General features: G+C 45.2%; 24 protein-coding genes and 1 other annotated feature. Of the genes, 17 read left to right on the top strand and 7 right to left on the bottom strand.

Going from position 1 to position 24,013, the window contains the following annotated elements:
* Positions 1-40 precede the first annotated feature (40 nt).
* The 3 genes from SLH55_RS17605 to SLH55_RS17595 all read left to right on the top strand — a co-directional run bounded on the left by SLH55_RS17605 (position 41) and on the right by SLH55_RS17595 (position 3,780).
* Positions 41-1,402, top strand: coding sequence for a sigma-54 interaction domain-containing protein (locus SLH55_RS17605; RefSeq protein WP_320324137.1), 1,362 nt, complete (start codon positions 41-43; stop codon positions 1,400-1,402).
* A 265-nt stretch (positions 1,403-1,667) separates the two neighbouring features.
* Complete coding sequence (locus tag SLH55_RS17600; RefSeq protein WP_219170514.1) at positions 1,668-2,990, top strand: GntP family permease; 1,323 nt, start codon at positions 1,668-1,670, stop codon at positions 2,988-2,990.
* 13 nt (positions 2,991-3,003) lie between these two features.
* Complete coding sequence (locus SLH55_RS17595; RefSeq protein WP_320324136.1) at positions 3,004-3,780, top strand: 3-hydroxybutyrate dehydrogenase; 777 nt, start codon at positions 3,004-3,006, stop codon at positions 3,778-3,780.
* A gap of 91 nt (positions 3,781-3,871) precedes the next feature.
* Here the strand turns inward: SLH55_RS17595 and SLH55_RS17590 are convergent, their stop codons facing one another.
* Entirely contained in the window at positions 3,872-4,003 is a 132-nt protein-coding gene (locus SLH55_RS17590) for a hypothetical protein (protein ID WP_320324135.1), read from the bottom strand.
* Positions 4,004-4,113: 110 nt separating this feature from the next.
* Positions 4,114-4,338: a binding site (T-box leader), on the top strand.
* A 58-nt stretch (positions 4,339-4,396) separates the two neighbouring features.
* On the opposite strand from SLH55_RS17590, the gene leuS reads away from it, so the two are divergent.
* The 3 genes from leuS to SLH55_RS17575 all read left to right on the top strand — a co-directional run bounded on the left by leuS (position 4,397) and on the right by SLH55_RS17575 (position 7,739).
* Positions 4,397-6,811: a leucine--tRNA ligase gene (leuS, locus tag SLH55_RS17585; protein ID WP_320324134.1), complete on the top strand. Its 2,415-nt coding sequence runs from the start codon at positions 4,397-4,399 to the stop codon at positions 6,809-6,811.
* 172 nt (positions 6,812-6,983) lie between these two features.
* Entirely contained in the window at positions 6,984-7,298 is a 315-nt protein-coding gene (locus SLH55_RS17580) for a rhodanese-like domain-containing protein (protein WP_320324133.1), read from the top strand.
* Positions 7,299-7,556: 258 nt separating this feature from the next.
* Positions 7,557-7,739 carry a sporulation protein Cse60 gene (locus tag SLH55_RS17575; protein WP_034765594.1) on the top strand — a complete coding sequence of 61 codons (183 nt, stop codon included), beginning with the start codon at positions 7,557-7,559 and terminating at the stop codon, positions 7,737-7,739.
* 47 nt (positions 7,740-7,786) lie between these two features.
* Here the strand turns inward: SLH55_RS17575 and SLH55_RS17570 are convergent, their stop codons facing one another.
* Positions 7,787-9,049: an NAD(P)/FAD-dependent oxidoreductase gene (locus tag SLH55_RS17570; protein ID WP_219170505.1), complete on the bottom strand. Its 1,263-nt coding sequence runs from the start codon at positions 9,047-9,049 to the stop codon at positions 7,787-7,789.
* Positions 9,050-9,245: 196 nt separating this feature from the next.
* On the opposite strand from SLH55_RS17570, the gene SLH55_RS17565 reads away from it, so the two are divergent.
* Positions 9,246-10,865 (top strand): polysaccharide biosynthesis protein, encoded by a 1,620-nt coding sequence (locus SLH55_RS17565; RefSeq protein WP_219170503.1) that lies wholly within the window; start codon positions 9,246-9,248, stop codon positions 10,863-10,865.
* Positions 10,866-10,918: 53 nt separating this feature from the next.
* Here the strand turns inward: SLH55_RS17565 and SLH55_RS17560 are convergent, their stop codons facing one another.
* Complete coding sequence (locus tag SLH55_RS17560; RefSeq protein ID WP_257475213.1) at positions 10,919-11,146, bottom strand: hypothetical protein; 228 nt, start codon at positions 11,144-11,146, stop codon at positions 10,919-10,921.
* A gap of 144 nt (positions 11,147-11,290) precedes the next feature.
* Here SLH55_RS17560 and SLH55_RS17555 point away from each other — a divergent pair, with 144 nt between their 5' ends.
* Positions 11,291-12,010, top strand: coding sequence for a pseudouridine synthase (locus tag SLH55_RS17555; protein WP_219170501.1), 720 nt, complete (start codon positions 11,291-11,293; stop codon positions 12,008-12,010).
* 111 nt (positions 12,011-12,121) lie between these two features.
* On the opposite strand, the gene SLH55_RS17550 is transcribed toward SLH55_RS17555, so the two are convergent.
* Positions 12,122-12,343, bottom strand: coding sequence for a DeoR family transcriptional regulator (locus tag SLH55_RS17550; RefSeq protein WP_044340309.1), 222 nt, complete (start codon positions 12,341-12,343; stop codon positions 12,122-12,124).
* Positions 12,344-12,734: 391 nt separating this feature from the next.
* Here SLH55_RS17550 and pepV point away from each other — a divergent pair, with 391 nt between their 5' ends.
* From pepV to SLH55_RS17535, 3 genes are read left to right on the top strand one after another with little or no spacing between them, the layout of a single operon-like run.
* Positions 12,735-14,141, top strand: a complete 1,407-nt coding sequence (gene pepV / locus SLH55_RS17545; RefSeq protein ID WP_320324132.1) for a dipeptidase PepV — start codon at positions 12,735-12,737, stop codon at positions 14,139-14,141.
* Positions 14,142-14,165: 24 nt separating this feature from the next.
* Positions 14,166-15,014, top strand: a complete 849-nt coding sequence (dat, locus tag SLH55_RS17540) for a D-amino-acid transaminase (RefSeq protein ID WP_320324131.1) — start codon at positions 14,166-14,168, stop codon at positions 15,012-15,014.
* A gap of 18 nt (positions 15,015-15,032) precedes the next feature.
* On the top strand, positions 15,033-15,308 hold the full coding sequence (locus tag SLH55_RS17535; RefSeq protein ID WP_219170497.1) for a hypothetical protein: 276 nt from the start codon (positions 15,033-15,035) through the stop codon (positions 15,306-15,308).
* A 54-nt stretch (positions 15,309-15,362) separates the two neighbouring features.
* Here SLH55_RS17535 and cysK read toward each other — a convergent pair whose 3' ends face one another.
* The gene (gene cysK, locus SLH55_RS17530; RefSeq protein WP_320324130.1) at positions 15,363-16,292 is read right to left on the bottom strand and encodes a cysteine synthase A; all 930 of its coding nucleotides are present in this window, start codon (positions 16,290-16,292) and stop codon (positions 15,363-15,365) included.
* 164 nt (positions 16,293-16,456) lie between these two features.
* Between cysK and thpR the strand changes: the two genes are divergently transcribed.
* The 4 genes from thpR to SLH55_RS17510 all read left to right on the top strand — a co-directional run bounded on the left by thpR (position 16,457) and on the right by SLH55_RS17510 (position 21,375).
* Positions 16,457-17,008: an RNA 2',3'-cyclic phosphodiesterase gene (thpR, locus tag SLH55_RS17525; protein ID WP_320324129.1), complete on the top strand. Its 552-nt coding sequence runs from the start codon at positions 16,457-16,459 to the stop codon at positions 17,006-17,008.
* A gap of 23 nt (positions 17,009-17,031) precedes the next feature.
* Positions 17,032-17,985: a nuclease-related domain-containing protein gene (locus tag SLH55_RS17520; RefSeq protein WP_219170493.1), complete on the top strand. Its 954-nt coding sequence runs from the start codon at positions 17,032-17,034 to the stop codon at positions 17,983-17,985.
* Between the two features lie 296 nt (positions 17,986-18,281).
* On the top strand, positions 18,282-20,423 hold the full coding sequence (gene pulA, locus SLH55_RS17515) for a type I pullulanase (RefSeq protein ID WP_320324128.1): 2,142 nt from the start codon (positions 18,282-18,284) through the stop codon (positions 20,421-20,423).
* 178 nt (positions 20,424-20,601) lie between these two features.
* Positions 20,602-21,375 carry a phosphotransferase family protein gene (locus SLH55_RS17510; RefSeq protein ID WP_219170490.1) on the top strand — a complete coding sequence of 258 codons (774 nt, stop codon included), beginning with the start codon at positions 20,602-20,604 and terminating at the stop codon, positions 21,373-21,375.
* Position 21,376: 1 nt separating this feature from the next.
* Here SLH55_RS17510 and SLH55_RS17505 read toward each other — a convergent pair whose 3' ends face one another.
* On the bottom strand, positions 21,377-21,655 hold the full coding sequence (locus tag SLH55_RS17505; protein WP_219170489.1) for a YtzH-like family protein: 279 nt from the start codon (positions 21,653-21,655) through the stop codon (positions 21,377-21,379).
* 226 nt (positions 21,656-21,881) lie between these two features.
* On the opposite strand from SLH55_RS17505, the gene trmB reads away from it, so the two are divergent.
* Together trmB and SLH55_RS17495 are read left to right on the top strand one after the other, a co-directional pair.
* The gene (trmB, locus tag SLH55_RS17500) at positions 21,882-22,526 is read left to right on the top strand and encodes a tRNA (guanosine(46)-N7)-methyltransferase TrmB (RefSeq protein WP_226673607.1); all 645 of its coding nucleotides are present in this window, start codon (positions 21,882-21,884) and stop codon (positions 22,524-22,526) included.
* 119 nt (positions 22,527-22,645) lie between these two features.
* Complete coding sequence (locus SLH55_RS17495; RefSeq protein ID WP_219170486.1) at positions 22,646-23,488, top strand: YtnP family quorum-quenching lactonase; 843 nt, start codon at positions 22,646-22,648, stop codon at positions 23,486-23,488.
* 43 nt (positions 23,489-23,531) lie between these two features.
* Here SLH55_RS17495 and SLH55_RS17490 read toward each other — a convergent pair whose 3' ends face one another.
* Positions 23,532-23,846 carry a PepSY domain-containing protein gene (locus SLH55_RS17490; protein ID WP_219170484.1) on the bottom strand — a complete coding sequence of 105 codons (315 nt, stop codon included), beginning with the start codon at positions 23,844-23,846 and terminating at the stop codon, positions 23,532-23,534.
* Positions 23,847-24,013 lie beyond the last annotated feature (167 nt).

Below are 24,013 nucleotides of genomic sequence, written 5' to 3'. Positions count from 1 at the left end.
AAAGTATATGTTCTCTAGTAAACACGGGAGGCAATGCAAAATGAGCAGCTTATTGAAAAAAGTATCGGTAGAAATGATTGAAATCATTCTTGAGAACGCTTTCGAATGGTTAGTCGTTGTTGATAATGAAGGAATCATCATTTACATAAATGATAATTATTGTCGCTTCCTCGAGGTGGAACGGGATAAAGCGATAGGTAAACATGTGACAAACGTGATTGAAAACACAAGAATGCATCTGGTTGCAGGCAGTGGAAAAGAAGAAGTAGCCGATCTTCAATACATTAAGGGAAATTATATGATAGCGAATCGCATCCCCATTTCTGTCGATGGCAAGGTGATCGGGGCATTCGGGTCCGTCATTTTCCGGGACACAAGTGAATGGATGCAAATGAGTTCACATGTAAAGAATATGATGTCGAAGATTCAAAGTTACATACAGGATATCAATACCGGGGTGAAATACTCACTGAATGATATTATCGGAGAATCACCCGGAATGAATGAATTGAAAGACAAAGCCCAAATGATCGCTCCAAGTGACATTTCAATCCTCATTCGGGGCGAAAGTGGAACGGGAAAAGAACTGTTCGCTCACAGCATACACCAGCTGAGTGAAAGAAGCGGTCAGCCATTCATTAAAGTGAACTGCGCGGCGATTCCGGAACATCTTCTGGAATCAGAACTTTTTGGTTACGAAGAAGGTGCATTCACAGGGGCTAAAAAGGGTGGGAAAAAAGGGAAGTTCCAGCTTGCCCACAAAGGGACTCTGTTTCTTGATGAAATCGGGGACATGCCCCTCAATATGCAGGCTAAGCTGCTCAGAGTGTTGCAGGAAGGGGAAGTCGAGTCCGTCGGTTCAACACGCATCCAGCATGTGGATGTACGGATCATTGCCGCCACAAACCGTCCCCTTGAAAAAATGATGGAAGAAAAGCGATTTCGAAGTGATTTGTATTACCGTATTAACGTCGTCCCTTTTCAAATCCCTCCCCTCCGTGAACGGAAAGAAGATATAGAAACCCTGGCTTCTTTTTTTCTGGAGAAATCCACAAAATCTTCAGGAAAACGAATTCAAGGGTTTGAAAACGAAGTGATGCAGATTTTTCTTTCCTACAGTTGGCCGGGGAATTTACGTGAATTGGAGAATGTCATCAACGCATCGACGTATCTGTCCAACGGAAATGAGATTTCCCTCACATCGCTTCCTTCATATATGAAAGCTGGTAATGTATATGGTGTAGGCTCCAAAACGTTAAAGGAGATCCTCGAAGAAACAGAGAAATCGGTTTTGACTCAGAGTCTGCAGACCCATCAACACGATAAGAGAAAGGCAGCCGAGTCCCTGGGAATAAGTAAATCAAGCATCTATGAAAAGTTAAATAAATATGAGTTGCTGTAAGGTTATTTAACAGTCCGGAAATGTGGAAAGTAGTCCAGAATTCTGGACTGTTTTTCTTTGAGAGGAATTATGAACGTTTCGTGTCTAAAATCATCCGTCTGTCCAGAATCTCGGAATATCATGGTGAAAAAGGCTGACTGAGCAGTAATCTGAAAGTTGGCACAACTTTTGCATGTATGATGAATGAACGTAAAATTTTTGAAAGGGGAACAACCAGATAAAAATGTAAGCGTCATCATCTTCAGAGAACAAAGGGGGAATTATCATGTTAAGCATGATCGGTCTTATTGGAGGACTCATTTTATTGATCTTTTTAACGATGAGGGGCATGAACATCCTGATTGTTGGTCCCATATCGGCATTATTCGTCGCCGTTTTAAGCGGCATGCCTCTCTTCCCGCAATTAGCCGGTGAAGGGGAAGCGGATCTCGTCACGAACTATATGTCAGGATTCACAAGCTTTGTTGCTGCCTGGTATCTGATGTTCTTATTGGGTGCTGTATTCGGGAAGGTAATGGAAGACAGTGGTGCAGCAGATAGTGTATCCCGTTTTGTAGTTGAAAAACTAGGGATGAAATACGCTGTGTTCGCCATCGTGCTTGCTTGTGCGGTGTTGACATACGGGGGAGTCAGTCTCTTCGTAGTAGCATTCTCTGTATATCCAATGGCTGTCAGCTTATTTAAGCAAGCCGATTTGCCGCGTCGCTTTATCCCGGCGGCACTAGCTTTCGGGTCCGTCACGTTTACAATGACCTCGGCCGGTTCACCGGAGATCCAAAACTGGATACCGATTGAATACTTAGGAACAACACCTTATGCAGGCTGGGAAGTCAGCTTGATCGTAGCCGTGTTCATGGCTGTGTTCGGTTACTGGTGGTTAAAGCGAATGATCACCAAAGCGGTGAACAAAGGAGAAAAATTCCGTTCACGTGAAGAGGATCCGGTCATTGATGAAGGAAGACCGTTACCCAATCCATTCATGGGCTTGATTCCATTATTAGTTGTACTCATTCTGGCTTTTTCATTCCACGATTCTTTAAAGCAATCGGCTCTGATCATTGCCCTTTTAGGTGGAGTGATTTCAGCCTATGTGTTAAATCGTAAATATTTTAAAGGCTTCTGGGGTGCTGTTTCCGAAGGGACTGTCGGTGCCTTGATCGCCATCGGTAACACTGCGGCAGTTGTCGGATTCGGTGGAGTGGCGAAAGCAGTTCCAGCCTTTACGACAGCTGTTGACGTCATGACGAATATCCCGGGATCTCCATTAATAGGAGGTGCAATCGCCGTCAGTGTGATTGCCGGTATGACCGGTTCCGCATCGGGTGGTCAGGCAATTGCACTGCCGATTCTTGCCCCGCACTATGTGGATATGGGTGTGAATCCTGAAGCCCTTCACCGGGTAGTCGCGATTTCTTCCGGAGCGCTGGATTCACTGCCGCATAATGGATATGTGGTAACGACGATTCGTTCAATCTGTAATGAAACCCATGGTGAAGCGTATGGAGCTGTCGGTGCGTTGACCGTCATCGTACCGCTACTCGGATTGGCATTGGCAATTCTATTATTCACCTTGGGAGTAGGGATTTAAGAAAGGAGTCATCATGGTAGAAAAAAAAGTGGTGTTCATAACAGGGGCAGCTCAGGGAATCGGCTACCAAATCGGCAGGGAATTTGCCGCAGGAGGAGCAAAGGTCGTATTAACCGATCTGAAGGAAGATACCGTTCAAGAAGCAGCAGATGCCCTGAATGCAGAAGGATTTGAAGTTCTTGGTTTGCGATGTGACGTAACCTCCGAAACGGAACTAAAAAACAGTATCGCCAAAGCAGTGGATCACTACGGAAAGATAGACGTATTGATTAACAACGCCGGGCTCCAACATGTATCACATATTGAAGAATTTCCGACTGAAAAGTTTGAGCTGCTTGTAAAAGTCATGCTGACCGCTCCGTTTATTGCGATCAAACATGCTCTCCCGCATATGAAAGAACAAGGATGGGGACGGATCATCAATATGGCGTCCATCAATGGGTTAGTCGGCTTCTCCGGAAAAGCGGCCTATAATTCTGCGAAGCATGGAGTCATTGGACTGACGAAAGTGGCAGCACTGGAAGCGGCAGAGTATGGCATCACCGTCAATGCGGTGTGTCCGGGCTATGTGGATACGCCATTAGTACGGAATCAACTGGCGGATCTAGCCAAGACTCGAAATGTACCTTTTGAGAAAGTGATTGAAGAAGTCATCTATCCTCTCGTCCCGCAACGAAGATTGTTGGATGTGAAAGAGATTGCTGACTATACCATGTTCCTGTGCAGTGATGCAGCGAAAGGAATCACGGGTCAGGCAGTCGTACTGGACGGAGGGTATACGGTTCAATAGATTGGGGGGACGGCCTTTTAGGGGGCCGTTTCTTTTTTTTGTGTGTGGGATTGATATGATGTAGGGACCAGTGTGTATTTGGTATAAAATGTTAAATGGCTGGATTTTTGCCTGGAACGGCCGTATTATCTCCTAAATTGGCTGGATTTTTCGTCAGAACGGCTGGATTTTTATCGAAAACGGCTCGATTTTCGATAAAAACGGCTGGATTCTGTTCGAACAAAATCGGAAATCCCATCCATATGACAAGAATCTCTTTCAGAAACCAATAATTAGGCTTGCGCTTCTGTATATTTTTCACTAAAATAGTGAATACATATAATGTTTCCCTATATTAGAACGTTGATCGGGAGTAGTAATGAGTGTTTTCTGTCTTAGAGAGTTGACGGGTGGTGAAAGTCAATCAGAAGCATCATGAACTCGCCTGCTGAGTTGCAAGTGTGAACCAATTTAGTAAGACTTGCCGTTTTCCGCGTTAAGGATGAATGAAGCTGAGTGCGCGTACACTAATGTGGGTGGTACCGCGGGAGAATGTACATACAAACTCTCGTCCCAAATATTTATTTGGGATGAGAGTTTTTTTGTTTTTTATGAAAAGGTAAAGGAGGATCTCAATATGAGTTTTAATCATAAAAGTGTTGAGACAAAATGGCAGCAGTATTGGGAAGAAAACAAAACGTTCAAGGCAACGGAAGACGAAGGGAAATCCAATTTCTACGCGCTGGATATGTTCCCGTATCCATCAGGTGCAGGTCTTCACGTAGGACATCCGGAAGGGTTTACAGCGACTGACATCCTTTCCCGCATGAAGCGCATGCAGGGATACAATGTCCTTCATCCGATGGGCTGGGATGCATTCGGTTTACCGGCAGAGCAATATGCCCTTGATACAGGGAATGATCCGGCAGAATTCACTCAAAAAAATATCGATACGTTCCGTCGTCAAATCAAATCACTAGGATTTTCGTATGATTGGGACCGTGAAGTCAATACGACAGATCCAGGCTATTACAAATGGACGCAATGGATTTTCACGAAACTTTATGAAAAAGGATTAGCTTATGTGGATGAGGTTGCTGTGAACTGGTGTCCAGCCCTTGGAACCGTTCTTGCAAATGAAGAAGTCATCGACGGGAAGAGTGAACGCGGAGGTCATCCTGTAGAACGCCGTCCGATGAAACAGTGGATGCTTAAGATCACGGCTTATGCCGATCGCCTTGTGGAAGACCTTGAAGAAGTTGACTGGCCGGAAAGCATCAAAGATATGCAGCGTAACTGGATCGGCCGTTCTGAAGGGGCAGAAGTGAATTTTGCCATCGATGGTCATGACAAATCATTCGATGTGTTCACGACGCGTCCTGATACGATCTTCGGTGCGACATACGCAGTTCTTGCCCCTGAGCATCCGTTCGTTGCGGAAATCACGACAGACGAACAACGCTCGAAAGTGAATGAGTACATCGACAAGATCAAGTCAAAAAGCGATCTTGAGCGTACAGACCTTGCGAAAGAAAAAACGGGTGTTTTCACGGGAGCTTATGCGATCAATCCGGCTAACGGCGAGAAAATGCCGATCTGGATCGCCGATTACGTTCTAATGAGCTACGGTTCCGGTGCCATCATGGCTGTTCCTGCCCATGACGAACGTGATTACGAGTTTGCAAAAGAATTCAATCTTCCAATTCTAGAAGTCGTCGCTGGCGGCAATGTGGAGGAAGAAGCATACACAGGTGACGGAGATCATGTAAATTCCGGCTTCCTTGATGGACTTGGAAAGGAAGAAGCGATTGCCAAAGCTATTTCCTGGTTAGAGGAAAAGAATATCGGAACGAAGAAAGTGACATACCGCCTTCGCGACTGGCTATTCAGCCGTCAACGTTATTGGGGTGAGCCGATTCCAGTTATCCATTGGGAAGACGGTTCGACAACGACTGTTCCTGAAAGTGATCTTCCTCTTGTGCTTCCAAAGACGACGGAAATCAAACCGTCCGGAACAGGTGAATCTCCACTTGCGAACATCAGTGAATGGGTGAACGTCGAGGACCCTGAAACAGGTAAAAAAGGCCGTCGTGAAACGAACACGATGCCACAGTGGGCGGGAAGCTGCTGGTACTACATCCGTTATATCGACCCACATAATGAAGATGCCCTTGCCGATGCGAAGAAAATGCAGGAGTGGCTGCCGGTCGATACGTATATCGGAGGAGCCGAGCATGCGGTACTTCACTTGCTGTATGCGCGTTTCTGGCATAAGTTCCTTTATGATATCGGCGTAGTTCCGACGAAGGAGCCGTTCCAGAAGCTATTCAACCAAGGAATGATCCTTGGGGAAAACAACGAAAAAATGAGTAAATCTAAAGGGAATGTCGTGAACCCGGATGAAGTTGTTGAATCTCACGGTGCCGATACCCTTCGCCTATATGAAATGTTCATGGGGCCACTGGAAGCGTCCATTGCATGGAGCACAAACGGTCTTGATGGAGCACGTCGTTTCCTTGATCGTGTCTGGCGTCTTCTTGTTGAAGAGGATGGTTCATTATCCTCTAAAGTGACGGATGCACCGAACAGTGATCTTGATAAAACGTATAACCAAACCGTTAAGAAAGTGACGGAAGACTATGAAGGTCTTCGTTTCAATACAGGGATTTCCCAGCTGATGGTATTCATCAATGATGCCTACAAAGCGGAAACTCTACCGAAGGAATACGTAGAAGGATTCATCAAGCTTCTTGCGCCGATCGCTCCTCATATGACAGAGGAACTTTGGAGCAAGCTTGGTCACGAAGGAACGATTTCCTACGAAGCATGGCCGACATTCGACGAATCGAAGCTTGTGGACAACGAAGTCGAAATCGTCCTTCAAGTAAACGGTAAAGTGAAAGCCAAAGTCATGATCCCACGAGACATGACCAAAGATGACCTAGAAAAAACAGCGATGGAAAACGATGAAATCAAAACACAAATCGAAGGCAAAACCATCCGCAAAGTCATCGCCGTACCAGGCAAACTAGTCAACATCGTCGCCAACTAATAAATGGGAGGGACGGACCTCGAAATGGGCTTGATTTAAAGCGGAAATCGCTTTAAATCAGCATTTCGATGAGGTCCGTCCCTCTTTTTGAGTCTGATATTTTTGTTTGGGGGACAGGCTTTGGTATAATCGTGTTGAATAATGATTGAATGTGGAAAGGAAGTTGTGAAGGATGGATAGTATTAAAATGATTACGACGGATGAGCTGGAGCAAAAGTTGAAGAACGGTGAGGATCTGCTTTTGGTGGATGTCCGTGAAGATGAAGAAGTGGCAGAAGGTATGATTCCAGGAGCGAAGCATATCAAAATGGGTGAGATCCCTGAGTCATTGGATCAATTTGATAAGGACAAAGAATATATCTTCATCTGCCGTTCAGGCAACCGCAGTGGAAATGTTGCCCACTATATGCAAGAACAAGGGTATAAAGTGGTGAACATGGAAGGCGGCATGATGAACTGGGCTGGGGAGACTGCAGCGAAGAAATAATGGGTTTTTTAGTAGGGAAGCACATCCTTAATGAAGGGTGTGCTTTTTTATGTTTAATGGAAAACGGGTGGCGATTGACCCATCTTTTAAGCGGGATATGGATTTTGAAGGGGATTTATCAGCGAAATTTTTATTTTATCGGCCAAACACCAAAACACACCTACACCTCAACTCCTCCAATGAAAATAACCCACCCTTGTTTAAAAATCCAATATTCTGACAATACTACTACCAACTATTAATCCAGGAGGGGACACCATGATCCAGGTAAAAGTATTCGACTACGAGCATGAAAAAGATTTAGAGAAAGATATGAACCATTTTCTCAGTAAAATGGATGATAAGAAGATCGTCGATATTAAATATCACGTAGCGGCGATGTCGGAGGAAGTGGAGGATCAGATCTACTGTTTCTCGGCTATGGTGGTATACAGGAAATAAAAAAGGTTGATCACTCTCAAATGAGGATCAACCTTTCTTTTTGCCTATCAGACCTTCGCGGCATTGTATCCGGCAAGTCGTCCGGTGACGAGTGCAGAGGTAATATTGTATCCTCCCGTGTATCCGTGGATATCCAATACCTCACCGCAGAAGAACAAACCGTTCATTTTCTTGGAAGCCATCGTTTTCGGTTCGATTTCTTTGACGGAAACCCCGCCGCCGGTTACGAACGCCTTGTCGATGGATAATGTCCCGTTCACATTGAAGGTGAACTGCTTCAATAGTCTAGCAAAATCGCGGATCTTCTCGGATGAAATGTGATCGCCTTTTTCATCGTGATCGATTTCCGCACGGTCGAGTAAAAATAATAGATATCTTTCAGGTACAAGACCTTTAAAGATATTCTTCGCCGCTTTCTTACCCTCGTCCTTCACCTGTTTATGGAGGGACTGGAACAGCTGCTCCTCATTTTGATCAGGCATGGAGTCGATCTGCATGGCCACATGTGTCAGATTCCATTTTTTCATGGCCTTCACCACATATTGACTGCAGCGTAGAACAGCAGGTCCGGAAATGCCCAGATGAGTGAAAATCATATCCATCCGATGGGTGATGATCTTTTTCCCTTTCGGATTCAGTACGCTCAAATCGACACTCCTCAAAGAAAGGCCCTGCAGCTCTTTCTTCTTCACGAAAGGTTCGTCCGAAGTAAGAGGAACTTCTGTCGGAAACAGATCCGTGATCGTGTGCCCTGCATTCGTTGCCCACGGATACCCGTCTCCCGTCGATCCCGTGTGAGGGACGGACTTCCCGCCGACTGCAATCACCACAGCGTTAGCAAGAATGGTTTCTCCATCTTTTAAAAGAATTCCCACGGTTTCGCCGTTTTCGTATAAAACGTCTTCAACGCTTGTGCTTGTCCTTGTGTCGACATTCAATTCCTTCATTCGCCTCAATAGAGCTTCCACGACATCCATGGCCCTGTTCGAGACAGGGAACATCCGTCCGTGGTCTTCCTCTTTCAACTGGATGCCCAGGTTTTCAAAGAAAGAAATAATATCTTCATTATTAAACTCAGAAAAAGCGCTGTATAAAAAACGTCCGTTCCCAGGGATATGCTTGATGATTTCCTCTACAGGGAGACGGTTGGTCACGTTGCATCGGCCGCCTCCCGAGATGGCGAGCTTTCTGCCTAGTTTTGTACCTTTATCTACAAGGAGGACTTTCGCACCGTTTTCACCGGCTGCGATACTGGCCATTAAGCCCGATGGTCCTCCGCCTATGACGATGACGTCGTATTTTTTCACCATTTTCCCACCAACTTTTAATATTCGCTTCTCAAAAGAAGTTTCACCTTATTTTAAAGGGGATGGGATTTAAATACAACATTCGAAAAAAATTGTCATTCGATTCGTACAGTAGTAAACTACGTATAGTGTGTAAATTTCTTAGTTCATATTTATTTTGTTTGTTTATAGGGCAACAAGATATATAGAGAGGGATACTATGTCATCTAAATTAATAAGAGGAACGTTTATCTTAACGTTAGGGACCTTTATATCGAAGTTTTTGGGTCTTTTTTATGTTATACCGTTTGATGATTTATTGAAAGGTCATGAAGAGGGCGCATCCCTTTATCAATATGGGTATGTACCTTATACGATCTTTCTGACCGTAGCGACTGCGGGAGTGCCGCTGGCCGTTTCAAAATTCGTTTCAAAATATAATGCCATCGGGGAATATGCCGTAGGGCGGAAGTTATTTAAGTCGGGGCTCTTGCTGATGACGCTGACGGGGGTCGTGTCCTTCCTCATCATGTATGCATTCGCACCGATTTTCGCCGAGATGACGATCAAAAGTGATGAACAGGTCATTTCCGTCGCACAGGTGACAACTGTTATCAGGGCCGTGAGCTTTGCCTTGATTATCATACCATTCATGAGCTTGATCCGCGGATTCTTCCAGGGACACCAGTCTATGGGACCGACGGCGGTTTCACAGGTCATTGAACAAATCGTCCGGATCGTCTTCCTGCTTGGCGGGATTTATGTTGTATTGAACATACTGGACGGCACCGTGACGACGGCGATTTCCGTTGCGACATTCGCGGCGTTCGTAGGGGGACTTGCTAGTCTTGGAGCCCTGATCTGGTATTGGTATAAGCGGAAGCCTCATTTAGATGAGCTTCTTGAAGAGGATCGCGGCAACGAAGAAGTTTCGTTAAAAGCGATGTACAAAGAAATCATTGCTTATTCGATTCCGTTCATTTTCGTGGGTCTCGCCAATCCATTGTTCCAACTGGTGGATCAGATCACTTTCAATACCGCCATGGCGGATATCGGGAACGCGAAAATCTCGGATCATGCGTTTGCCGTATTGAATTTCTATACACATAAGCTTGTTATCATCCCAGTGTCATTGGCTACAGCCTTTTCCATGACGCTCATTCCGTTGATCACGACGTCGTACACAAGTGGCGACCGGAAAACGATGCGCAGGAACATTGATCAGACGTTTCAGATTTTATTGTTCCTGACCGTGCCGGCAGCACTCGGACTGGCCCTTCTAGCCGAGCCGATGTATACGCTGTTCTACCACAGTGACGCTCTCGGAACATCCATTTTACGTTCCTATGCACCGGTTGCGATCCTTTTTGCTTTATTTGCTGTTACAGCAGCAATCCTTCAAGGGATTGATGAGCAGAAGTTCACGATTTTCAGCCTTCTTGTCGGCCTGCTTCTGAAGCTTGTCCTGAATATTCCGCTCATCCGCCTGCTTGAAACCCAGGGAGCGGTACTGGCGACAACGATCGGATATGCTGTGGCGATCCTGATCAATCTGTATGTGATCAAGAAATATGCAAAATATCAATTCCGATTGATCATGAGGAGAACGATGTTTATCGGAGCGCTGAATGCCGTCATGGCCGGTGTCGTATTGGTTCTGTATGGCATCCTGGTTAAATTCCTCAGTCCGGAGACAGGCTTTCAGTCAATCATCCTTGTCGCCATCTGTGGCGGTGTGGGTGCTCTCGTATACTTCTACCTGAGTTTAAGAAGTAAGCTTGCAGACCGGCTGTTTGGTGATAAGATAACGAAAATCCGCAGTAAGCTGCGTATTGGATAGGAATAAAAAAGGGATGAATCATGTTGATCATCCCTTTTTTTATTGCGAAGGCACTAATTATTGTAATATCCCAGCTGTCTTTCGAGACGTTCTACTTTACGTTCCAGGCGGTCCACTTTGCGGTCGAGGCGTTCATACTGCCTTTCGAGCCGGTCTAATCGATCATTGATACCGCCACCATAACCTTGCCCTGGATAGCCTGGGTATTGCCCCTGTCCACCGCCGGGAAGTGGAATCGGGATCAAAATTCCTCCCGTACCTTGCTGCCGATAAGGATACATAGGTTCACCTCATTCGTATTGATCAAAGTTGCTTATCAATAGTAGCCTATGTTAAGAATAGAAAGATGAATGGGTAATAGCCCAGAAAGAGTCCGAACGATTGAAAAGTATCATAGAAAGAAAAACTGACGGAGTGTGAATGAAATGAGAATAGATAAAATGCTAGCGAATATGGGCTATGGAAGCCGTAAGGAAGTAAAGAAACTATTAAAGGATGGCGGTCTTCAAGTGAATGGGGAAGTCATCAAGGATGGGAAGGTCCATATCGATACGGAAAAGGATACGGTCATGCTTTACGGTGAACAGGTGGAGTACCGTGAATACATCTATCTTCTGATGAATAAGCCGCCAGGTGTCATCTCCGCCACTGAAGACGCACAGGATGAAACCGTGATTGACTTACTGCAGCTGGAGGACCAAATTTTCAATCCATTTCCTGTAGGGAGACTTGATAAGGATACTGAAGGTTTCCTCCTGATCACCAATGACGGCCAACTATCCCACCAGCTTCTTTCACCGAAGCGCCATGTGCCGAAAACGTATTTTGCCGTGATTGAAGGGGAAGTGACGGAAGCGGATGTGGAAGCATTCAAAAATGGTGTTACACTGGATGACGGGTATGAAACGAAGCCGGGAGATTTAACAATCTTAAAGTCGGGACAGACTTCAGACATCGAGCTGACCATCACAGAAGGGAAATTCCATCAGGTGAAGAGAATGTTTGAAAGTGTCGGGAAGCGTGTGATCTATCTGAAACGCCTGACAATGGGACCGCTCGAACTTGACGAAGATTTAGAGCTTGGTGAGTACCGTGAATTGACAGAAGAGGAAGTAACCCTTCTTAAAGAATATAAGCCGGAATAACAAACGGGGCGGCACCTTTATGATAAAGGTGCCGCCCTGTTTTATTGTGTTTTATTCATTTAAGTCTGTTATTCGTTCTTTTTCGTTTAGGCGGTAGCCGACGTTGTCTATTTAAGACGTCATCTTTACTTTCTTCTCCGTAGTTGTCCACTGACCCCGACTCGGGCTTTGTACCAAGTCATTATAGGCTAACACGTTGAGATCTCTTTGTATGGTTCGAGGAGTAATGCCAAATTCGTCTACAAGATCTTGAGTTGTTACAGTACCCTTCTGTTTGATGTACATGTATACAGCTTTGATTCTAGTGAGCATACGATTGGTTGAAGGTTTCAAAAAACCACTCCCTCATCATTTTTCCAAAGGCAAAAGACTGCAAGCGTCGTTTGTGCACCTCACGTGCTACCATATGTACTATGCGCTTTAGACAACCCCTTTTCTACATATAAAGTTATTCTAGATGTCAGACAATTACATTGTACCCCTAATCCGACAAAATTTCTAGAATATTGTCCAAATTTACAAACTATTTACGTAGTAACTTGGTACCTCTATTCCTAGAATATGAAGAAAATGCTAATATTATGTATTTTTTCTATAGTCACCATTTAGTCGTCCTGCAGGTGAGAGATTGTGTTCATCTTTGCGGGTGTCCCTGTTTGGATTTCCCTGCAAAACAGTATAAAATGGGAGGGGAAGAAAATACATATAAAGCAGGTGGAAGTGTATGAGTATCAATTGGACAAACGAAGTCGAGAAACGGAAAGATGAGTTGCTTAAAGACTTGCAGAAATTCCTTCAGATTAAAAGTGTACTGGATGAAGAGAATGCGACAGAAGATGCACCTCTCGGCAAAGGTGTGAAGGAAGCTCTTTCCTACCTGTTGGCCCTTGGGGAAAAGGACGGTTTCATTCCTAAGAACGTCGATCACCTTGCCGGTCATTTAGAATTCGGGGAAGGGACGGACCTCCTCGGTATCCTCTGCCACGTGGACGTCGTGCCTGAAGGGGACGGCTGGAGTGTCGATCCTTATGGCGGCGAGATCAAGGACGGAAAGATCTATGCACGTGGAGCAATCGATGATAAAGGGCCGACAATGGCTGCCTATTATGCCATGAAAATCGTAAAAGATCTTGACCCGACCTTCAACAAGCGGATCCGCATGATCATCGGGACCGATGAAGAAAGCGACTGGAGATGCGTGGACCATTACTTCAAGAACGAAGAAATGCCGACGATGGGATTTGCACCGGATGCCGACTTCCCGATCATTCATGCTGAAAAGGGAATAGCGGATTATGACCTCGTACAGGCAAAACACGAGGAGTCTGAGAAATCAGGGATTAAGGTCCTTTCCTTCGAGTCAGGTCGCCGCTACAACATGGTTCCCGACTATGCAAAAGCGATACTGGTGGTGGATGAGGATCATACGAAATGGGTGCAGAACTTTGAAATCTTCACAAAAGAAGAAGGTGTCAAAGGAAGCTATTATATTGAAAACGGCGAGCTTGTATTCCAGGTGGAAGGCGTGTCATCACACGGGATGGAGCCCGACAATGGGAAGAATGCCGGACTTTATTTAGCGGCTTTCCTTTCCATGCTGCCATTATCCTCTCAAGGGAAAGAATTCTTTGACTTTACGACAAAGAACTTCTTCAAGGATTCCCGGGGGATACAGCTCGGCGTCAGTTACACGGATGACATTACGGGGGATCTTACCATCAACGTCGGAAAGCTTCGTTATACAGAAGCGGACGGAGGACGCTTAGGTTTGAACATGCGTTATCCCGTGACGTTTGATATGGTAAAAGGAAAGAGCATCATTGAGAACATTGTGGGGTATTCCATTGAGAACTTCACAGACAGCAAGCCTCATCATGTGTCCAAGGATGATGAACTCGTACAGACCCTCAAGAAAGTATATGAAGATCAGACAGGTGAAAGAGGCGAGTTATTAAGCATCGGTGGAGGGACTTATGCAAGAAGTCTTGAAGCAGGAGTCGCCTTTGGGGCGTTGTTCCCGGGCCGTGAGGATATTGCCCATCAGAAAGATGAATATATGTATATCGAGGATCTCCTTAAAGCTACGGCCATTTACGCTCAGGCCATTTTTGAATTGGCATGTGAATCTTAAGGGATACAAGGGGGAGAGCAGAGGATGAACACAGTATTTGTAAACGGGGAACTGATCGATCGTGACAAGGCAAAGATCGACATTGAGGATCGGGGCTATCAATTCGGTGACGGTATCTATGAAGTGATCCGGGTATACAACGGAAAGACCTTCACCATGAAAGAACATATGGAAAGATTGTATCAAAGCGCTGAAAAGATGAAGCTTTCCATTCCGTATAATGAAGAGGAATTCACTGCAACACTTCTTCGCTTGATTGAAATGAACGGGGTGCAAGACGGAATCGTGTATTTACAGGTGACGCGCGGCGTCTCTGCACGTCAGCATCACTTCCCTTCACAGGATGTGGTGGGAAGTGTCGTTGCTTATACGAAGGATTTCCCCGTTCCCAAAGGACAAATGGAGGATGGCGTGACGGCCAAGCTCGTGGAAGATATCCGTTGGCTCCGCTGTGATATTAAGAGCCTGAATCTCCTGGGGAACCTTCTGGCAAAACAGGAGGCGGCATCAGAGGGACACTTTGAAGCGATCTTGCACCGTGGCGATACGGTTACGGAAGGCTCTTCTTCCAATGCCTTTATGGTGAAAGACGGAGTCATCTATACACATCCCGCTACAAATCTGATTCTTAATGGAATTACGAGAAGAGTCATTGAAGATCTGTCCAGGAAAAATGGTATCACGTTCCAGGAAAAGACATTCTCCGTTCCTGAGCTGTTGGCAGCGGATGAGGTATTCATTGCGAGTACCACTTCAGAAGTGATGCCTGTCACCGGGATCGATGGAAAGGTAATCGGCGAAGGAAGACCGGGTGCTGTCACGAAAAGGCTTCAGGCACTGTTCGGCGATAGAAAAGAAATCGAAGCCCGTTAATTTAGTTGGAGGCATTACATGTTGATTTGTTCACAACCATTCATGAAAACAGAACGAAGAATAGAAGACAACCAGCAATTCACGGTAGAGACGGAGGAGAATCTATACTTGTACAGTGACCGTATTGTCACTCCTACAAGAACCTTCATCATGAAAGAGGTGTTGGACATGACGAGTAAGCCTTTGTCCGCTTACTATACGTTTTTATACCTGCACACCATCGAAGGGGTCCGGACGTTTGTCGTAAAGTCTTCTCCCGAACGCTTCATCTCTCACTATCATCAGGTCAAGTGAACATAAGAAGAGGCTGCCCGTTTCTTGGGTCAGCCTCTTTTCCTTTGCCTATCATTAGAATCTGAACAAGTCACTTGATAAATAGCGTTCTCCTGTATCGCATGCTATGCATACCACTACATCCCCAGGTGATAATGTCTTCGCCACTTCAATGGCAGCGTAACAGGCAGCACCTGAAGAAGGTCCCACTAAGATACCTTCCTCGCTTGCCATTCTCCGGGCGATATCGTAAGCCTGCTCGTCTTCAATCTTATGGATTTCATCATACACACTTGTATTCAGTATGTCCGGCACAAAGCCGGGGCTCGTCCCCACAAGCTTGTGCTTGCCGGGTTTTCCTCCTGAAAGTACGGGAGAGCCCGCCGGCTCGACGACATGGACCGCCAGTTCGGGATAATTCTCTTTCAACACTTCACCCGTTCCAGTAATCGTTCCACCCGTTCCTGCGGTTGCCACAAATGCCGATAAAGGTTTTCCAAGTTCCTTCATGGCTTCAACGATCTCAAGGGCCGTTGTTTTCCGGTGGGCATTCGGGTTCGCATCGTTTTCAAATTGCATAGGCATGAAACTGTTGGGGATTTTCTCCGTCAGTTCCTTGGCTTTTTCGATGGCACCAGGCATTTTCTCGTCCCCTGGCGTCAATACTACTTCTGCTCCATACGCCTTGAGAAGATTGATACGCTCTTGCGTCATCGTATCAGGCATCACGAGGATGGCACGGTAACCCCTTGCCGCAGCATTCATGGCAAGTCCGATACCCGTGTTCCCGCTCGTTGGCTCGATGATGGTCGAACCTTCTTTCAATAAGCCTTCTTTTTCTGCTTCCACGATCATCTCATAGGCCGCTCTGTCTTTGACGCTTTTGCTCGGATTATAAAATTCCAGTTTCACATACACGTCCGCCCCGTCAGCAGGGTTCAATCGATTTAATTTTACGAGGGGGGTATCCCCGATCAGATCTGCGATATTCTGTACAACTTTCATGGTCAACTTCCTTTCAGAAAACATTCTCTTTCTATCGTACTAATTCAAATAAATCTTATCAAATAAATAAGCTTTGTATTTCATTTTTGTTGCAATTCTCACTAGTCATTCTTTCTGATGACACATTTTGCTAAAATAAAGTAATAATAGAAAGGAAAGGTGATATGTTGAACACTCACTATTTCTTTGCCCTTTCCCTGCCAATTGAAACAAAACGATATTTAGATGAATGCATGCAGCCGTTGAAGGCTCAAGGTGCATTTAAGAAGTGGGTACATCCAGAGGACTATCACTTGACCCTCGCCTTTTTAGGGAGTGCGGATGAACTCGGGCCGGTACTCGATAAAGTCGGCAGTCTGCAGTTCACGGCTTTTCCCCTGACACTGGACAGGTTCGGTACGTTTGGGAAGAGTGATTCTCCAAGAATCCTGTGGATGGGTGTAGACTATTCAGACATGCTGCACAAAGTCAGGAACCATGTGTATGGTGCATGTGAAGAGGCGGGATTTCTATTGGATAAAAGGCCATTTTCTCCTCATATCACAGTAGGGCGGAAATGGAATGAGCAATCTCCCTTTACCAGTGAGGTGCTGGACGGATTCCAACCTGCCGAGGGCCATACGTTCACAGCAACAGAAATGGTTTTGTATCAAACTCACATTGACTGGATGCCTAAGTATGAAGCCATATACACCATACCGTTTCAGGCAAATTGACCGTCACGAAAGGATCGATTCATATGGCACAGCTGATTAAACTTCAAGATTACGTTTCACGATACGAAACGGATTTATATAGATATCCTTCCCAATTTGTCCGATTAAAAAAGCAGCAATGGGAAAAAATGAAACAACATTGGGAAAACGGGGATCTGCCCCCGGCGCCTCCATCCGTAAAGGAGGAGGAAGAGAAGGATTCCGTGAAGGAAAAGCTCTTCTCCCTTTTCAAAAAGAAAGACGCTCAAGAAGAAGAACCTGTGCTTCAGCCCAGTGATGAAGAAATGGTTTTTGAGATGGAGAGAAATCAGGATATCCACTCAGAAGAAGAGTTGAAGGTTTCTTTTTTAAATCTATTATTTGATTTTCAACTGAAGTGGGCGAGCTCTACAATCATGGAGAAATCGTATGTGGATAACAGTTATCGGTATGATGAGCGATTACGCTATCTACTCCAACGCTTCCCTGATAATATATTCGTGATGTACAACCCTGTCCTGAAAATAAAAAATGCACCAGTTGAACTTGAAACCATCCTGATCACCCCGACAGGCATATGGTGTTTAACCTTTCTTGAATTCGAGGAGGGAACAGCCTATATAGGTTCAGGAGAACGATTCTGGGTAAAAAAATGGGGGGACATGGAATCAAAGGTGTTAAACCCTCTCATCGGTTTGAAAAGGATGGAGCGCATCATCCATCAAATCATCCGGTATGCGGGAGTGGAGCTTCCCATTTATCAAGCCGTCATCAGCAGGAACGGTTACATAGATTACCCTCAGTCGCCGGCAGGGATCCAGTTTTTAGATAAACGAATCCATAATGAGTGGTTCCAGCAGCAGAGGTCAAGCTCTTCCCCTATTAAAAGTGTGCAGTTGAAAGCAGCTCAGGCGATTATGGAGTATTGTCAAATCACTTCCTTCAAAAGGCTACAATGGGAAGAGGAACAAGAAGTAGCAGAAGGTGATCAAGCGTAACCGACTGTATCAGCTGGTTTTGGCCAGGGGGTTACAGGGTATAATCCCACCATGAATGGAACGTCTTTGGCCTAACCATCGTGAAACAAGCATATACCTTACTATAGAAGCGATAAATGAACTGTTTGTCAGTGGGGTAATGAAGGCTTCTTTCCCATAAATGGCGGACCAAATGGGCCTTCAATGAATAATATAAGAACAGGATTGCGGCTCCCTTCAAGCTTGTTGAAAACGGAGATTGGCTTAAATAGGGTCCTCCCGAGTCGGAAAATGTTAAACAGAAGTAGGTGGCAGAAGTGTTAGTCATTAGCAGGCAGTATGATGCATTTTTGGATACGTTCAATACAATCACCATGATCCTTCCATATCATTATCATGATGGGAATTCGAGCCACTTCACCCTGGTCAGGGGAGAGGAAAAGATCGCTCTTCACATTGAAGAAAAGATTCCCCTTCATGATGCCATGAAATATGTAACGACCGTTGTAAGCGAGAAGATCGTGTTAGGGGAGATCTATGAGATTATCGATGAACATGATACAAAGACGGATCTTCAGACAGGGGCTGTCATACGAACGGAAGAATTTGATCAACGATACTACTACGATGGCAATGACCTGGGTGTTACATACCAGGATGGGACTACAGTCTTTAAAGTATGGTCACCAACTGCAACCGAGATGCGTTTGAAGCTCAAGTCACCAGACGATGAAGAAATACAGTACCCGTTTATAAGAATGGAAAACGGAGTGTGGGAATGCCGGGTGAATACGGATGTTGAAGGGTATCTTTACACCATCCTTCCGTGTATCAATCTGGTGTGGGATGAGCTGATCGATCCTTATGCGAAAGCTGTCTCATTGAACAGTGAATGGGGATGTGTCATCAACCTTGGAAACACGGTTGGGAAGCCGCTACCTCCGCTTTCCTCTCCCACAGATGCAGTCATTTACGAATTGAATATCAGGGATTTCTCCGCCCAACAGGAAAGTGGAATGAAGTTCAGGGGGAAATACCGCGCCTTTACGGAAAAAGGAACCTATACACCGAAAGGATCCTCAACAGGGGTCCAGTATTTAAAGGAGCTGGGTGTCACCCATGTCGAACTGCTTCCTGTAAATGATTTTGATGGCGTGACGGATAGTCCTTCAGATACCAGTTATAATTGGGGGTACAATCCACTATTCTTCAATGCGCCTGAAGGGAGCTACAGCCTAAAGCCCGAAGATCCATATGAGCGGATACGGGAATTGAAAGCCGTGATACAGAGTCTGCATGATGAAAATATCAGGGTCATTCAAGATGTGGTGTACAACCACGTCTTCATCCGCGAGGATTCGTCGTTTGAAAAGCTCGTGCCGGGCTATTTCTTCCGTCATGATGAAAACGGCTTACCCTCAAACGGCACAGGAGTAGGGAATGATTTCGCCTCAGAACGCCTCATGGCAAGGAAATTCATCGTCGATTCGGTCCTTTACTGGTTGAATGAATACGGAGTTGACGGCTTCCGTTTCGATTTAATGGGAATCCTTGACGTCAAAACCATGACCATGATCCGTGAAGAAGTGGATAAAGTATTACCCGGGGCAATCTTGATTGGAGAAGGGTGGGATCTGAATACGCCGCTTCCTCCACATCAAAAAGCCAATCTGCGAAATGCACATCAGCTTCAGGGCATCGGCCAATTCAATGATTGGTTCAGGGACACAATTAAAGGCAGTACATTTAATTTATATGATAAAGGGTTCGCTCTCGGGCATGGCCATTTGGAACAGAAGGTGGAGCTTGTCCTTACTGGCAGCATAGGTGTAAAGAGTGGGGAACGGGGGCTATTTAAAGAGCCTTCCCAATCGGTCAATTATGTGGAGTCCCATGATAACCATACGCTTTGGGATAAAATGAAGGCGTGTTTGAATGAGGATGAGGAGACCCTGAAAGCCCGTCATAAATTGGCGACCACAATGGTCATCTTGTCTCAGGGAATTCCGTTCCTCCACGCCGGGCAGGAATTCTTCAGAACCAAAAAGGGGATCGAGAACAGCTATAACTCCCCAATTGAAATCAATCAAATGGACTGGATCAGAAGAGAACAGTACGATGATGTGGTTCAATACGTGAAAGCACTGATCCAGATCAGGAAAAGTCACGGGGCCTTACGGTTTCATACGAGTGAGCTGATCCGTGAGCATGTAAACGTGTCACACAGCCAGGCAAACCTGATACATGTTTCCTATCAGAATGTCCATCCATACGGGCCGTGGGATGAAATCCACCTGGTCTTTCATTCGGATACGCAAGCATGTGAGTACCGACTGCCTGAAGGGAAACAATGGAATTGTTTATCCAATGGCCATCAGGCAAGTGTAAGCGGCCTGTATGATGTAAAGGAGCCTTCGATCACCCTTGAACCGGTCTCTTCGTATGTATTTGTAAGGTGACAGTTCATTCCAGTGCTTGACGAAAACGCAAGATGACGATAAAATCGTAAACAGATGGCTATTGATTTGTATTGCCCAATAGCTGTCTTTTTTATTTTATTTGATCTTTTTACACATTGAAATAAATGATACACATGAAAATATAAACATGACAAAGGACCAATAGAAGGTGAATATATTGGAACACTTATTTGACCAAGATTGGGAAATCGTCCCCGCAGGCGGTGCAACCGGAGAAGCGTTCTTTGCTCAATACCAGGAGCAGAGATTATTTCTAAAGCGCAATTCTTCCCCTTTTGTAGCTGTATTATCAGCAGAGGGAATTGTACCCAAGCTTGTTTGGACCAAACGGATGGAAAACGGGGACGTCATCACTGCACAACACTGGTTAAATGGGAGAGAATTAAAGCCCGAAGAGATGAAGGATGAGCGGGTGGCGAGGCTGTTGAACAAGATTCATTCCTCGAAACCTCTTTCCACCATGCTTGAGAGATTGGGGAAAGAGCCGTTCCAACCGGAGCATATGCTGACGGAAGTGGAGACGGGACTCGAGTTCGATCTTCTTTCACTGCCTGTCATCCGTGAGGCGCTTTTGTTTCTTCAAAAAGAACTCATGGAAGTTCAGCAGGAAGAATATGTAGTATGTCACGGAGACGTCAACCATAACAACTGGCTGTTATCCGACTACAACCAGCTGTATTTAATTGACTGGGATGGAGCGATGATTGCAGACCCTGCATTCGATGTAGGATTACTGTTATACTGGTACATCCCTGAAGATCAGTGGGAAAGCTGGCTGACTCAATATGGAGCCGAGCTGACCGATAACTTGAAGCTGCGAATGAAATGGTATGTCGTGGCACAAACGATTTTATCCATCCAGTGGCATAAGGGGAAAGCCCGTTTTCACGAGATGAACCACTGGATTCAATACTTGCATAAGGTGATATGAATCAAGAGTAACTGTTCATATCTGTGACCCATTGGGACAGGTTATCCTTGTTCGTTGTAATATGGTTGGAAAGATCCGGCGATGAGATCCCGCTTTGGCTGTACTGATAAATCTCCTGTAAAACGGGTTTGACGTTTTCGTGGATATCAGCATTGACCATCAGCGACTTGACCAACCGTTCAACCTGCTCGCATTCTGAAACCGATCCACAGCAATCCGTTGAATGATTGCTTAATATATCAGATAATAACTGCATTTGATTCTGTGAATTTAAAGGCATGAAGTACACCCTTTCATTTTCGTAAGTTTAATGGAACCGCGTCGGACATCCCTCTAAATGACCAGACCTTAAAAAAAGGAATTCACTAATAGTGTGTGAATTCCTTTTTCATTTATGCGCCTTTTTTGAGGGACGGACCTCTCAAGTCGCATTTCACTATTTGGCTCTTGCATAGGACCGAGAGTCATGGTATGTTTTTTTCGATAATAAAAAATGAGGTGTCTACATGCGTTTACGTCATAAACCATGGGCTTCTGAGAAGATCAGTGATCATCCACAGTATGTTGTGGCAGAACCCCAGGAGAAAAAAGGTCATTGGAACAAAGAATTTGGCAACGATAACCCCCTCCATATCGAGGTCGGAACAGGAAAAGGTCAATTCGTCACGGAAATGGCAAGAGCCAATCCGGACGTTAATTATATTGGAATCGAGCTGTATGAAAGTGTCATCGTCACCGCTCTCGACCGTCTGATTGAAGCTGAGCTTCCGAATGTCAAGCTGTTGAACGTCGATGCAAGGAATCTGACGGAGTATTTCGATTCGGGGGAAGTGGACAGGGTATACCTGAACTTCTCGGATCCATGGCCAAAAAATCGTCATGAAAAACGCCGCCTGACATATAAGGACTTCTTGTCCATGTATGAACAGATCCTGGTTGAAAATGGGGAAATCCACTTCAAGACAGATAATCAGGGACTATTCGAATACTCATTACAGAGCTTCTCGTGGTACGGGCTGCATCTGAACTTCCTAAGCCTCGATCTCCATAACAGCGACTTCGAAGGCAACATCATGACCGAATACGAAGAAAAATTCTCTGCCAAAGGCCAGAGGATTTACCGTGTCGAAGCACAGTTTCAAAGTAAATAAAAAATGGACCTGACAGCCCTGATATTTGAAGGGCTGTTTTTTTACTGATCAGGCATTCACCTACAAGTTGTCCACCTATTCTGATAAAATGAAAGGGTATGAACAAAGGAGGAATAAAGATGGAAACGTTGAGAGTTGGAGATCTAACGATACACTGGCTGAATGGAGGCGTGACCCATATGGATGGGGGAGCGATGTTTGGGGTCGTTCCAAAGCCTCTTTGGTCAAAAAAATATGCCGTGAATGAACTGAACCAGATCGAATTACGGACCGATCCGATGTACTTTAAATGGCAAGGGAAAAATGTGTTAATCGAATCAGGTATCGGCAAAGGCAAGCTGAATGACAAGCAAAAGCGCAATTACGGAGTCCATGAAGAATCGGATGTCGAAGCTTCCCTTGCTGCCCTTGATATCTCACCAAACGATATCGATGTGATCCTGATGACTCACATGCATTTCGATCATGCGTGCGGATTGACAAAATATGAGGGGGATGAGCTCGTATCAGTCTTTCCCAATGCCACCATTTATACTTCACAGGTGGAATGGGATGAAATGAGGAATCCCAATGTTCGTTCCCGCAATACATACTGGAAAGAAAACTGGGAGAGCATCGGGTCCCAAGTGACAACCTATAAAGAAGAAATGGAAGTCCTCCCCGGAATCAAGATGGTGCACACCGGCGGGCATAGTGACGGACATTCGATCATTATCATGGAGCATAATGGAGAGAAGTTCATTCACATGGCAGACATCATGCCGACTCACGCCCATAAAAATCCACTCTGGGTACTTGCCTACGATGATTATCCGATGACGTCCATCGGAGCAAAAGAAAAATGGATCACTCAGGCAGTCGAAGGAGAGTATTGGTTCCTCTTTTATCATGACGCAGAGTATAGAGGGATCAAGTGGAATAGAGATGGAGAAATCATCGATAAAGTAATCAGGGAAAAATAAAAAGCAGGATGGTCCCGGAAATAGTGGGATCATCCTGCTTTTATTAAGTTAAAGGGTACACATCCACAACGGTTCCGGTATAAGCGTCGGCTATGAATTCATATTGCTCAAGTTCCCCGTCTTTTCGCCTTGATATGCCGCCTTTATATACCTTCGTGTTCATGGAGTGTTTCCGGTAGTCTTCAGGTTTCATACCGATCCATGATCCATCGATGTTTCCTTCTCTTTTGAAAGATAGTTTGACGTCTTTTAACACCTTCTCGGCAGATACTAGGCGTGAATCGTCCAGTTTCCCTTTAAGAAGGTAACCGCCGGCTGCTCCGACTCCCAGTCCAAATATGAATGATTTCCAGTTCATCTGTTATTCCCTCCAAAGGCCATTTTTGCATGCCGGCACTCAGGATCCGTTCATCCGGTCCTGACAAATTCCCGGCCATGGTCGATAATTTTTTATCCTTAGGTACATTCTATCAAAGAAAACATCAAAAAGAGAAATGCTTTTATCTCAATTGGTGGTAAGAGGTG

It is taken from the genome of Rossellomorea sp. YZS02 (assembly GCF_033963925.1).
In the GTDB taxonomy this organism is placed as follows: domain Bacteria; phylum Bacillota; class Bacilli; order Bacillales; family Bacillaceae_B; genus Rossellomorea.
The sequence above is the reverse complement of the archived record's forward strand: the minus strand, read 5'-3'. Positions and strand labels throughout refer to the sequence as shown.

What these genes read in the sequence shown, in the direction of transcription:
- thpR (WP_320324129.1), top strand. Translation starts at nt 16,457, where the DNA reads ATGTTGAACACTCACTATTTCTTTGCCCTTTCCCTGCCAATTGAAACA.
- SLH55_RS17595 (WP_320324136.1), top strand. Translation starts at nt 3,004, where the DNA reads ATGGTAGAAAAAAAAGTGGTGTTCATAACAGGGGCAGCTCAGGGAATC.
- SLH55_RS17520 (WP_219170493.1), top strand. Translation starts at nt 17,032, where the DNA reads ATGGCACAGCTGATTAAACTTCAAGATTACGTTTCACGATACGAAACG.
- SLH55_RS17605 (WP_320324137.1), top strand. Translation starts at nt 41, where the DNA reads ATGAGCAGCTTATTGAAAAAAGTATCGGTAGAAATGATTGAAATCATT.
- pepV (WP_320324132.1), top strand. Translation starts at nt 12,735, where the DNA reads ATGAGTATCAATTGGACAAACGAAGTCGAGAAACGGAAAGATGAGTTG.
- dat (WP_320324131.1), top strand. Translation starts at nt 14,166, where the DNA reads ATGAACACAGTATTTGTAAACGGGGAACTGATCGATCGTGACAAGGCA.
- cysK (WP_320324130.1), bottom strand. Translation starts at nt 16,292, where the DNA reads ATGAAAGTTGTACAGAATATCGCAGATCTGATCGGGGATACCCCCCTC.
- trmB (WP_226673607.1), top strand. Translation starts at nt 21,882, where the DNA reads ATGCGTTTACGTCATAAACCATGGGCTTCTGAGAAGATCAGTGATCAT.
- SLH55_RS17570 (WP_219170505.1), bottom strand. Translation starts at nt 9,049, where the DNA reads ATGGTGAAAAAATACGACGTCATCGTCATAGGCGGAGGACCATCGGGC.
- SLH55_RS17490 (WP_219170484.1), bottom strand. Translation starts at nt 23,846, where the DNA reads ATGAACTGGAAATCATTCATATTTGGACTGGGAGTCGGAGCAGCCGGC.
- SLH55_RS17575 (WP_034765594.1), top strand. Translation starts at nt 7,557, where the DNA reads ATGATCCAGGTAAAAGTATTCGACTACGAGCATGAAAAAGATTTAGAG.
- SLH55_RS17580 (WP_320324133.1), top strand. Translation starts at nt 6,984, where the DNA reads ATGGATAGTATTAAAATGATTACGACGGATGAGCTGGAGCAAAAGTTG.
- SLH55_RS17600 (WP_219170514.1), top strand. Translation starts at nt 1,668, where the DNA reads ATGTTAAGCATGATCGGTCTTATTGGAGGACTCATTTTATTGATCTTT.
- SLH55_RS17495 (WP_219170486.1), top strand. Translation starts at nt 22,646, where the DNA reads ATGGAAACGTTGAGAGTTGGAGATCTAACGATACACTGGCTGAATGGA.
- SLH55_RS17505 (WP_219170489.1), bottom strand. Translation starts at nt 21,655, where the DNA reads ATGCCTTTAAATTCACAGAATCAAATGCAGTTATTATCTGATATATTA.
- SLH55_RS17560 (WP_257475213.1), bottom strand. Translation starts at nt 11,146, where the DNA reads ATGTATCCTTATCGGCAGCAAGGTACGGGAGGAATTTTGATCCCGATT.
- leuS (WP_320324134.1), top strand. Translation starts at nt 4,397, where the DNA reads ATGAGTTTTAATCATAAAAGTGTTGAGACAAAATGGCAGCAGTATTGG.
- SLH55_RS17555 (WP_219170501.1), top strand. Translation starts at nt 11,291, where the DNA reads ATGAGAATAGATAAAATGCTAGCGAATATGGGCTATGGAAGCCGTAAG.
- SLH55_RS17535 (WP_219170497.1), top strand. Translation starts at nt 15,033, where the DNA reads ATGTTGATTTGTTCACAACCATTCATGAAAACAGAACGAAGAATAGAA.
- SLH55_RS17565 (WP_219170503.1), top strand. Translation starts at nt 9,246, where the DNA reads ATGTCATCTAAATTAATAAGAGGAACGTTTATCTTAACGTTAGGGACC.